Source organism: Streptomyces sp. NPDC058872, from assembly GCF_042743065.1.
Taxonomy (GTDB): domain Bacteria; phylum Actinomycetota; class Actinomycetes; order Streptomycetales; family Streptomycetaceae; genus Streptomyces.
The window spans coordinates 1-10,763 of the sequence record NZ_JBHYMK010000110.1; the positions used below are offsets into that span (position 1 = coordinate 1).

The following is a 10,763-nucleotide window of genomic DNA, read 5'->3' on the forward strand; positions in this document are numbered from 1 at the left end:
CCCGCACCCCCGGCGGCGACCTCTACCTCTACGCCGGCACCGGCGTCGCCACCACCCCCTTCAAGGGACGCGTCAAGATCGGCACCGGCTGGAACACCTACTCCAAGCTGATCGCCCCCGGCGACCTCAACGCCGACGGCAAGGCCGACCTCCTCGGCGTCACCTCCGGCGGCGACCTCTACCGCTACCTCAACACCAGCCCCGGCAAGTTCACCCCCCGGGCCAAGATCGGATACGGCTACCAGATCTACGACTCCATGTCGTGATGCCGGCTCCGTCGTGAGCGCGGGCGCCCCGCACCGGACCTCCGGTGCGGGGCGCCCGCGTGTGCGGGCCGGGCCGGCCCGCACGGCTCGGCCGCCTTCCGCCCGGCGCTCACGGCTTCTTGCGGGCGACGGCGAAGATCCGGCGGAACGGGAACACCGTGCCGTGCGGCCCCGGCGGGTACGTCTCCCGCAGCAGCGCACGGTACTGGGAGAGAAAGGCGTCCACCGCCTCCTGGTCGTCGCCCAGGGCGGTGAGGACGGGGCGCAGCGCCGTGCCCTTCACCCAGTCGAGGACGGGGTCCTCGCCCTGGAGCAACTGGCAGTAGGTGGTCTCCCAGACGTCCGTCTCGCAGCCGAGGTCCGCGAGGCGGGTCAGGTACTGGGCGGTGTCGAGGATGTGGACGAAGCGACGGCCCTGGTGCCCGAGGCGGGCGCGCCACTCCGGGGTCTCGCAGAGCTCGCCGAGCAGGGCGTGGCTGGGCGAGGTGAAGTTCCCGGGGACCTGGAAGGCCAGGGTGCCGCCGGGACGGAGTCCGTCGATCCAGGCGGCGAAGGACTCGGGGTGGTTGGGGACCCACTGCAGGGCGGCGTTGGAGACGATCAGGTCGTAGGGCTCCTCGGGCGTCCAGTGGGCGAGGTCGGCGGGCCGGAAGTCGAGCCAGCCACCGCCGCCGGTGGTGCCCGCCCAGTCCTTCTCGGCGCGCTCCAGCATCTCGCGCGAGAGGTCGAACCCGGTGATGTGCGCCTCGGTCCACCGGTCGGCGAGGAGGACCGTGACGTTGCCGGGTCCGCAGCCGAGGTCGGCGATGCGGGCGGGGCCGTCCTGGTTCGACAGGTGCGGTATTCGGGCGAGCAGGTCGAGGAAGGGACGGGTGCGATGGCCCGAGTACCGGAGGTACTGCTGGGGATCCCAGATCGGTGCGGCGGATTCCACGGAATGCATGTTCGAAGCCCCCTTGCTGGTATGAGGTGCCGAAGCGGAACGATTTCCGGCCGGTGCCTTCCCCATACTCCAGGGAAATATATCTCGAAATCAAGATACTTGACATAAAGAAACTTGAATACAAGAGACTTTATGTCAACAGACCCTCTACACTGATCGTCATGGAGGACGAGGTCGACCGACTGGTCGCAGCATGGCGCCGTGAGCGCCCCGACCTCGACGTGGAACCGCTCGAGGTGCTCAGCCGTGTCTCACGGCTCGCCAGGCACCTCGACCGTGCCCGTCGACTCGCCTTCTCCGAGCACCATCTGGAGCCCTGGGAGTTCGACGTCCTCACCTCGCTGCGCCGCGCCGGAGCGCCGTACCAGCTCTCCCCCGGTCAGCTCCTCACCCAGACCCTGGTCACCTCGGGCACCATGACCAACCGCATCGACCGGCTCACCAAGAAGGGCCTCGTCGAACGGCTCCCCGACCCCAGCGACCGGCGCGGGGTCCTGGTCCGGCTCACCCCCGAGGGGCGCGACCGCGCCGATGAAGCACTGGCCGGGCTGCTCGCCCAGGAGCGCGCCATCCTGTCCCGGCTCTCCGGCACCCAGCGCGGCGAACTCGCCGCGCTGCTACGCCGGCTGACCGCCCCGTTCGACAACGTCCCCGGCTAGCAGCGGCTCCGCGGGGCCCACCCCGGCCCGACGGGCCAGGGCCACCGCCGCGAGCGTCGAGTGCACGCCCAGCTTCCCGAGCACGTTCTGCATGTGGGTGCGCACGGTGTGCGGGGAGAGGAAGAGCCGCTCGGCGACCGCCTTGCGGCCCAGGCCCGCGACCATGCAGCGCAGCACCTCCCGCTCGCGCGGCGTCAACGACTCCACCAGTCGCTCACTGTCCGTCCGGTGCTTGCGGGCCTCCGTCAGCTCCCGCAGCACCCCGGTCAGCAGCGCCGGCGGCAGGTGCGTCTCGTCCCGCAGCACCCCGCGCACCACCGCGAGCAGTCGCTGCAGCGAACAGTCCTTGGCGACCCAGCCGGAGGCTCCGGCCTGGAGCGCGAGTGCGGCCCGGCGCGGATCGTCCTTCTCCGCGAGGACGATCGCGCGGAGCCCGGGCTGTGCCCTGCGCACACCGTTGACCAGCGAGATCCCGTCCACGACGGCTTCGGCATCATCGGGCACGGCGTGCGCCACGGTCGTGCCCGCGGGCCCCGCGCCCAACTCGGCGTCGACGAGCAGCACGTCGAACCTGCGCCCCTCCGCGGCACCGCGCTCCAGGCAGCGCAGGGCAGCCGGGCCGCTGCCGGCTGCAGCGACGTCGACATCGGGCTCCGCCGCGAGGGCGGCGGCGAGCGACTCGGCGAAGACGCGGTGGTCGTCCACCACCAGGACGCGGATGCGTGCCACGGACACTCCCAAGTGTCGAGGAACGGGCCGACGCGGGTACGGCGCCGGAGGCGGGTTCGCCGAACGCAGGGCCGCCGCCGTGCGTTGAGTGTTACCCCGCTCCTGGCGCCGTACCCGACGGGTCTCGCCCCCTGAACAGCACCGGCCCCCACCGGCGCTGCCCCTCAGAGTAGGGGCGACACGTCCCGGTGGGGGCAGATTCGCGGAACTGTCCGAAGCAGTCCGGGTGTGTGCGGTGGTTCAGAGCCGGCGGGCGCCCGCCGCGGGGACGGCGGGAAAGACCCCGGGAGCCGCGTACCCGGCCCCGGCGAAGGCGCTCTCGACGGCGGCGGCGACCGCCGCGGCGCACTCGTCCTCGACGAGGACGACGACCGAGCCGCCGAAGCCGCCTCCGGTCATCCGGGCACCGAGCGCTCCGGCCGCGTTGGCCGTCTCGACGACGAGGTCCAGCTCGGGGCAGGAGACCCTCAGGTCGTCCCGGAGGGAGGCGTGGCCCTCGGTGAGGACGGGACCGACGGCGCGGAGGTCACCGGCGGCGAGCAGGGCGACGGTCCGCTCCACCCGGGCGTTGTCGGAGACGACGTGCCGCACGTACCGCAGAATCGTCTCATCGCTCAAACGCCCGAGCGCTTCCGGTAGATGCGCGGCGCTCACCTCGCGCAGGGTGCGCACGCCGAGCGCCCGCGCACCCGCTTCACAGCCGGCGCGACGCTCGGCATAAGCGCCGTCTCCGAGCGCGTGCTTCACCCGGGTGTCGACGACGAGCAGGCGGAGCCCCTGGCTTCCCGGGTCGAAGGGCACCTGGCGGTGCGCGAGGTCCCGGGTGTCCAGGTGGAGGGCGTGTCCCGCCCGCGCGCAGGCGGACGCCATCTGGTCCATGATCCCGCAGGGCACTCCGACGAAGGCGTTCTCGGCGTGCTGGGCGACCCGGGCGAGCTCGGGACGGGAGAGCCCGAGCCCGAACAGGTCGTTCAGGGCCAGCGCGGTGACGACCTCCAGGGCCGCCGAGGAGGAGAGCCCGGCACCGGTGGGCACGGTCGAGCCGAGGTGGACGTCCGCCCCGGTCACCGGGTGCCCGGCCTCCCGCAACGCCCAGACGACACCGGCCGGGTAGGCCGCCCAGCCACCGCCGGAGAGCGGCTCCAGATCCGCGACGTCCAGGTGGACGGTCCCGCCGTCGACGTCTGCGGAGTGCAGGCGCAGCACGCCGTCGTCGCGGCGGGAGACGGCGGCGACCGCGGTGTGCGGCAGCGCGAGCGGCAGCACGAAGCCGTCGTTGAAGTCGGTGTACTCCCCGATGAGGTTCACCCGCCCGGGAGCGGCCCAGACCCCGTCGGGCACGGCGCCGTACAGCGCTTCGAAGGCGGCGGCGACGGTCACCGGCGCGCTCCTTCCCGCTGCCGGGCGAAGTCCCAGGCGTCGGCGATGACATCGGCCAGTTCGGGGCGGGACGGCGTCCAGCCGAGCCGCTCCCTGGCGACCTCGGCGGAGGCGACCAGGGCGGCCGGGTCGCCGGGGCGGCGCGGGGCGGTGGTCTCCGGGACCGGGTGGCCGGTGACCTTCCGCACGGTCTCGACGACCTCCCGGACGGAGAAGCCGTTGCCGTTGCCGAGGTTGCAGACGAGGTGCTCGCCGGCCGGCACGCCGCCCTCCGTCATCGCGGCGAGGGCCAGCAGGTGGGCCTCGGCGAGGTCGGCGACGTGGATGTAGTCGCGGACGCAGGTGCCGTCCGGGGTCGGGTAGTCGTCGCCGTACACGGAGATCGCCTCCCGGCGGCCCAGCGCGACCTGGAGGACCAGGGGGATCAGGTGCGACTCGGGCTCGTGCCGCTCGCCGAACGGGCCGTGCGCCCCGGCCACGTTGAAGTAGCGCAGCGAGACGGCGGCCAGGCCGTGGGCGGTGCACTCGCCCCCGATCATGTGGTCGACGGCCAGTTTGCTCGCCCCGTACGGGCTGGTGGGGGCGGTCGGGGCGGCCTCGGTGATCGGCACGGCCGTCGGCTCGCCGTAAGTGGCTGCGGTGGAGGAGAAGACCAGCTTGCGGACGCCGGCGGCGCGCATCGCGGCGAGCAGGGCCATGGTGCCGCCGACGTTGTTCTCCCAGTACGCCTCGGGCTTGGCGACCGACTCGCCGACCTGTGAGAAGGCGGCGAAGTGGAGGACCCCGGCGTACGAGGGGTCCAGCCACCGCGCGGCGTCCTGGACGCGGCCCCGGACGAACTCGGCGCCCTCCGGGACGGCTTCGGCGAAGCCGGTGGAGAGGTCGTCGAGCACGGTGACCCGGTGGCCCCGCTCCAGGAGGTGGGCGGCGACCACGCTGCCCACGTATCCCGCCCCTCCGGTCACCAGGTACCTCTGCGTGGTCGTGGTCATGCGCTTGCCACCTCTCGGAGTCGTCGGGCCGCGTCCTCCGGCCGCACGTCGTTCATGAAGGCGCCCATGCCGGACTCGGTGCCCGCGAGGAACTTCAGCTTGCCGGAGGCCCGTCGGACGGTGAAGAGCTCCAGGTGCAGTCCCAGGTCCCCGCGCCGTTCGTCCGTGAACGGCGCCTGGTGCCAGGCGGCGATGTAGGGCGTCGGCGGCTCGCCCGGGCCGAAGATCCGGTCGAAGCGCCTCAAGAGTTCCAGGTAGACCTGTGCGCATTCTGTGCGGGCGGAGGCGTCGAGGGCGAGCAGGTCGGGCACCCGGCGTCGGGGGTGCAGGTGCACCTCGTACGGCCAACGGGCGGCGTACGGCACGAAGGCGGTCCAGTGTTCGGTCTCCAGGACCATCCGCTCGCCATCGGCCCGCTCCCGGGCCACGAGGTCGTCGAAGAGGTTCCGGCCGGTGGCGGCCCGGTGGGCGTCGACGCGGCGGCGCATCGCGGCCGTGCGGGGCGTGACGTACGGGAAGGCGTAGATCTGGCCGTGCGCGTGGGGCAGGGTGACGCCGATCTCCGCGCCCCGGTTCTCGAAGCAGTAGACCTGCTCGACGCCGGGCAGGGCGGAGAGCTCCGCGGTCCGGTCGGTCCAGGCGTCGAGGACGAGCGCGGCGCGCTCTTCGCCGAGGTCGGCGAAGGAGTCCGTGTGGTCGTCGGTGAAGCAGACGACCTCGCAGCGGCCGATCCCGCCGGCGAGGGAGGGGAAGCGGTTCTCGAAGACCACCACCTCGTAGTCCTCCGCGGGGATCTCGCTCTCCCGGCCGTCCCGGGCCGGACAGAGCGGACAGGCGTCGGCCGGCGGGAGGTGGGTGCGGGCCTGCCGGTGGGAGGCGATGGCGACGGGGTCACCGGTGAGCTCGTCGTACCGGATCTCGGAACGGGAGACGACGGGGGCGAGGGAGCGGGGGTCGACGGCGGTGCGGACGGTGTCGTCGCGCCCGTCGTAGTAGATCAGCTCGCGCCCGTCGGCGAGCGTGGTGACGGTCTTCTTCACGGGGCACCCTCCGGCAGAACCAAACAGAACCCCTCATAAAAAATCACATTCAAACATCACCGTCAATGGCGAAGCCGGGCCCCGCTCCCGGGACCCGACCCGTGTCCGCCTCAGAAGGAGCCGCGCTGCCCCGGAACCGCCCGGTCCAGCAGCCCCGTCCGGGCCGCCAGCGCCGCCGCCTCCAGCCGCGAACCGACCCCCAACTTCATCAGCACCCGCTGCACGTGCGTCCGCGCCGTGCTCGACGCGATCCCCATCCCCGCCGCGATCAAGCGGGTGTCCTCGCCCTCCGCGACCCGCACGAGGACCTCCACCTCCCGCTGCGTCAACAGCTGCAGGAGCCGCTGCGCCTCGTCGTCCGGCTGCGCCGAAGGATGGAGGAGCTCCGCGAACGCCCCCTGGAGCAACTGCGGCGCGATCGCCGACTCCCCCGACCTGGCCCTCACCAGGGCCCGCTCGACCCCCTCGATGCGCTCGTCGTGACGGACGTACCCGGAAGCACCGGCCGCGAACGCCGCCGCGATCCCCCGCGGCGAGGGCACCGGCCCCAGCACCACCACGGCCACCTGAGGGCGCTCCCGCTTGATCCGCACGACCGCATCGAAGGCCCCCGGCGCGTCCGGGGCCGCCGTGCCCACCAGGCAGACCTCCGGCGCCCGGCCCACCACCAGCTCGGCGGCCCCCGCCACCGGCGCAGCCGCTGCGAGCACCCGGTGCCCGCGCAGCTTCAACGCCGAGGCGAGCGCCTCCGCGAGCAGGCGGTGGTCGTCCACCACCACGAGGCGTACGCCCATCCCGGTCAACCCCCCCTCTCCCGGCCCGCCGGACGTCCCGGCTGCCTGAACCCGGCAAGCTACACGCTCCCCCGCTCGACACCGAGCCAATCACGGGCCCGGAACGCACCCGGGCCCCTCCGGATCACCGGAGGGGCCCGACGCACTCGCCCGCCGCGTCAGCGCGCGACGGCGAAGGAGACGACGAGGTACTCCTTGATGTCGTCGGGAGAGGCGTTCTCCCGGGGCTTGCTGACCAGGGTCTGCGCGATGAAGAACCGGCCGTCCCGGTAGAGGAGTTCGGCGCCGTTCAGTCCGAAGCTGCTCTCCGGGTTGTCGAGCGACTTGTCCACCGGGTTCTGCAGCAGCAGCGTCTCCTTCATGGTGCCGCCGTCGATCGAGACGATCTGGCCGCCCTGGTCGTAGGGCGGGGCCTTGTAGGCGATCAGATTGCCGCCGTCCATCCGCAGCGGGATGAGGGTGAACCGGTCGCCGGCGTCGGTCTTGTCGGGCACCATGCGCCCGGTGTTCAGGTCGAAGCCGATGATCTCGTTCGTCTCGCTGCCGAACCCGCCGCCGCTGCCCTCGTGCTCCTCGGTCGGCACGTACAGCCGGCCGTTCCCGACGAGTGCCTGGGAGCAGGACTCGACGCGGGTCACCCGGCAGCGGGCCGCGTACCGGTCCGCGTCGGCCGTGATCTTCGCCTTGAGCTTCCCGGTCTTCTCGTCGATCGAGAAGAAGTCCGAGATGCCGCTGCCGTCGCCGGCGGTCTCGCCGACGTCGGCCGCGACGACCAGCGGCTTGGTGGAGACGACCGAGGCGTACTTCACTCCGGGCGGCATCTTGTACTGCGAGATCGAGGCACCCGTGGTGGGGTTGATCGTCTGGATCAGCACGTACGGATTGCTGTACACCCCGCACCTGCGGACCGCGACGAGCGCCTCGCCACCGCCGTACCCCAGGTCGTAGCAGTTCTGGTCGTTGGCCTGCGGCTTCCAGCGCGGGTTGCCGTTGGCGAGGTCGAAGGCGGCGCCGCCGTCGAAGCCGCCCACCGCGACGGTCGTACCGCTGAGCGTGACCTCGCCGAAGCGGGCCTTCTGGTCCCCGGCGGAACCGCCGGTGATCGAGGTCGACCACACCAGCTTGCCGGTGTTCAGGTCGACCACGCCGACCTCGGTGCACTGCTGGAAGTAGCGCGGCGCGACGCGCTTGGCGGCCTCGAAGAGGATCGGCACCTTGTTGTCGGCGCTGACGTGCCGGGAGGCCCCGCAGACCTGGCCGGTCAGCGGCAGCGTCCACAGCACGCCGCCCTTGTCCAGGTCGTACGCGACGAGCGAGTTCACCCCCGTCTTCACGAACGCCTTGTCGGTGATCCAGGAGCCGGACACGTCGGTGACGTCCTCGACCTTCGGCTTCCCCACCTTGAAGGTCACCTTGGCCTTGGTGTCGGCCGGCGGCTTCTCCTTGCCGCCCCCGCCGAGCCCCTCGGCGCCGGTGTCCTTGCCCGAGGAGGAGCCCTGGGAGGTGCCGCCGGAGCCCTTGGCCCCGTCGCCCCCGTCACCGCCACCGTCGCCGGAACGGGAGTACCAGATGCCGGCCGCAATGATCAGGACGATCGCGACGGCCGCCGCGATGATGATCTGGAGCTGCGCCGACACCTTCTTGCCGCCCGGCGCCGCAGCCTCGGCGGGCTGCGGATAGCCGCCGTGCGGCTGCGGGGGCTGCGTCGGGTAGCCGTACGGCGGCTGGGCCGGCGGCTGGGGCTGGTAACCGGCGTACGGAGAGGGCTGCTGCGGCTCGCCGGGATAGCCGTACGGAGAGGGCTGCTGCGGCTCGGTCGGGTAGCCGTACGGAGAGGGCTGCTGCGACTCGCCGGGATAGCCGTACGGGGAAGGCTGCTGCGACTCGCCGGGATAGCCGTACGGGGAAGGCTGCTGCGGCTCGCCGGGGTAGCCGTACCCCGGATCGGACTGCGGTGCCTGTTGCGGGTAGCCGTACCCCGACTCCGACTGCGGAGGCGTCGGGACGCCGAAACCGCCCTGCTGGGCCGGAGCTTGACCCTGCGGAGGCGTGGGGGCGCCGAAACCGCCCGGGGGATCGGGGGGTTGGTTCGGCGGTGGTGGCTGCGTCATCGGTCCGCGTACCTCACTTGCTGAAGGCCATCATCGTCTTGACCTGCATCTCTTCCTTGTCGTTGGCCGCCGACACCCGCCCGCTCGCCACCGCGAAGACACCGCCGCCGTAGGCGAAGCCCGGGCTGTAGAGGCTGCTCTCGATCGGGGCGGTCGAGTCCGGGTGCTGGAGCAGGACCTTCGGCGCACCGCCGGTCGGGGCGAGGGTGGCGACGGCGCCCCCCTCCCGGTACGACGGCTTCACGTACAGCAGGACCTGGCCGCCCTCCATCCGCAGCGGCACCATCGTCTGCTTTCCGGGGGCCTTCGAGCGCCACTTGGCCTTGCCCGTGGCCAGGTCGAAGGCGACGACCTCGTTGGCCTGGCCGTAGCCGGTCTCGGTGGCCATGTAGAGGGTGTTCGCGTCGGCCGTGACCCCGGTGCACCCCTGGAGGTTCCGGCCGAAGATGACGAAGCCCCCGCCGCACGCGGGCGCGAACTTGTCCGTGCCGCCCTGGATCTGCGAGCGGGGCTTGCCGTTGGCGTCGAGCGCGAAGACGCTCCACTTCTTCTGCTCGCGCTGGGTGGCCGAGACGACCAGCGGATCGACCGAGTAGACCCGGTCGACCTCCCAGTTCGCCTCCAGTTGGAAGGTGAACTTCGGCTTGCCGGTGGTGGGGTCGACCTCGCCGATCGCCTGGATCTTCTTGCTGGTGCTGCCCGACGGGCAGTTCATCGCGGCGATCAGCTTGCTGCCGCCCGCGTAGGCGAAGGGCTTGCAGCCGGTGGTGGCGCCCTTGAAGACCTGTCGGCCGTCGGTGAGCGAGAAGCCGTAGGCACTGCTCGAACCGGCCGCGACGACCGTGTTGCCGCTGATGGTCAGGACGTTGTCGGAGAAGTCGAAGAGGCCCGAGGGCTTCGGCACGGCCTTCTGCCAACCGGCCTTGCCGGTCTTCAGGTCGACCTTCTGGAGGTTGGTGCACTTGGCACCGTCCTTGCCGTCCTCGGCGTAGCCGAAGACCATGGAGCCGTCGGCGGCCGGCTCCGACGGGACCGCGCACAGCTCGTACGGCAGGTCGACGTGCCACTTGGCCTTGCCGTCGGACAGGGCGTAGCCGTCGATGCCCTTGTACATCGCCTTGACGACGGTGTCGCCGACGATCCACGGGCCGAAGACGTCCGCGCCGTTGCGCGGCAGGTCCACGGTGTTCGTGAGCAGCCAGTCGACCTTCGCCTCGCCCGGCTGGCGGCCGGCGTTCAGGTCCTCCTCGCCCTTGTCCCCGTCGTCGGAGCCGTCGTCGGTGTCGGCCGATCCGGAGGGCTCGGAGGTGGCGGTCGCGGTCGCGCTGGCGGTCGGCTGGGCGACCGGGTCCTTCTCGTCGTTCCCGCCGACGACGGCCCAGGTCGTGACCGAGGCGACCAGGACGACCGCGGCGGACGCCGCGACGATCAGACCGGTCTTGCCCTTGAAGGGGCCGCCACCGGAAGCCGGCGGCGGGGTGGGGGCGCCCTGGTACATCGGCTGGGTGGGGTGGCCGTAGGGGCCCTGCTGCGGTCCGTACGGTCCGGGTTGCTGCTGCGGATACCCGTAGGGGGAGGACGGCGGCTGCCCGTACGGCCCCGGCTGCCCCGGCTGCTGCGGATACCCGTAGGGCGAGGACGGCGGCTGCCCGTACGGCCCCGGCTGCCCCGGCTGCTGCGGATACCCGTAGGGCGAGGACGGCGGCTGCCCGTACGGCCCCGGCTGCCCCGGCTGCTGCGGATACCCGTAGGGCGAGGACGGCGGCTGCCCGTACGGCCCCGGCTGCCCCGGCTGCTGCGGATACCCGTAGGGCGAGGACGGCGGCTGCCCGTACGGCCCCGGCTGCCC

The 10,763-nt window shown here is 72.3% G+C and carries 9 protein-coding genes and 1 pseudogene; 2 read left to right on the forward strand and 8 right to left on the reverse strand.

Annotated elements, in window-relative coordinates; genetic code table 11:
• A pseudogene (locus ACFW22_RS34960) lies at window positions 1–95 on the forward strand (hypothetical protein); the annotation flags it as partial.
• A 280-nt stretch (window positions 96–375) separates the two neighbouring features.
• Here the strand turns inward: ACFW22_RS34960 and ACFW22_RS34965 are convergent.
• Complete coding sequence (locus ACFW22_RS34965) at window positions 376–1,209, reverse strand: trans-aconitate 2-methyltransferase (RefSeq protein ID WP_386412612.1); 834 nt, start codon at window positions 1,207–1,209, stop codon at window positions 376–378.
• Between the two features lie 161 nt (window positions 1,210–1,370).
• Here ACFW22_RS34965 and ACFW22_RS34970 point away from each other — a divergent pair, with 161 nt between their 5' ends.
• Entirely contained in the window at window positions 1,371–1,868 is a 498-nt protein-coding gene (locus ACFW22_RS34970) for a MarR family winged helix-turn-helix transcriptional regulator (RefSeq protein ID WP_386412614.1), read from the forward strand.
• Here ACFW22_RS34970 and ACFW22_RS34975 read toward each other — a convergent pair.
• The 7 genes from ACFW22_RS34975 to ACFW22_RS35005 all read right to left on the reverse strand — a co-directional run.
• Window positions 1,827–2,597, reverse strand: coding sequence for a LuxR C-terminal-related transcriptional regulator (locus ACFW22_RS34975; RefSeq protein WP_386412616.1), 771 nt, complete (start codon window positions 2,595–2,597; stop codon window positions 1,827–1,829). The two genes, ACFW22_RS34970 and ACFW22_RS34975, sit on opposite strands and share 42 nt — an antisense overlap.
• Before the next feature lie 240 nt (window positions 2,598–2,837).
• Window positions 2,838–3,977, reverse strand: coding sequence for a galactokinase (gene galK / locus ACFW22_RS34980; protein WP_386412619.1), 1,140 nt, complete (start codon window positions 3,975–3,977; stop codon window positions 2,838–2,840).
• Entirely contained in the window at window positions 3,974–4,969 is a 996-nt protein-coding gene (gene galE / locus ACFW22_RS34985; protein WP_386412621.1) for a UDP-glucose 4-epimerase GalE, read from the reverse strand. Before galE ends, galK begins: the two co-directional genes overlap by 4 nt.
• The gene (galT, locus tag ACFW22_RS34990) at window positions 4,966–6,009 is read right to left on the reverse strand and encodes a galactose-1-phosphate uridylyltransferase (RefSeq protein ID WP_386412624.1); all 1,044 of its coding nucleotides are present in this window, start codon (window positions 6,007–6,009) and stop codon (window positions 4,966–4,968) included. Before galT ends, galE begins: the two co-directional genes overlap by 4 nt.
• A 110-nt stretch (window positions 6,010–6,119) precedes the next feature.
• Window positions 6,120–6,803: a LuxR C-terminal-related transcriptional regulator gene (locus tag ACFW22_RS34995; RefSeq protein WP_386412627.1), complete on the reverse strand. Its 684-nt coding sequence runs from the start codon at window positions 6,801–6,803 to the stop codon at window positions 6,120–6,122.
• A gap of 158 nt (window positions 6,804–6,961) precedes the next feature.
• Window positions 6,962–8,914, reverse strand: coding sequence for a PQQ-binding-like beta-propeller repeat protein (locus ACFW22_RS35000; RefSeq protein WP_386412629.1), 1,953 nt, complete (start codon window positions 8,912–8,914; stop codon window positions 6,962–6,964).
• A gap of 13 nt (window positions 8,915–8,927) precedes the next feature.
• On the reverse strand, window positions 8,928–10,763 hold a 1,836-nt coding region (locus tag ACFW22_RS35005; protein WP_386412631.1), incomplete at its 5' end, for a PQQ-binding-like beta-propeller repeat protein.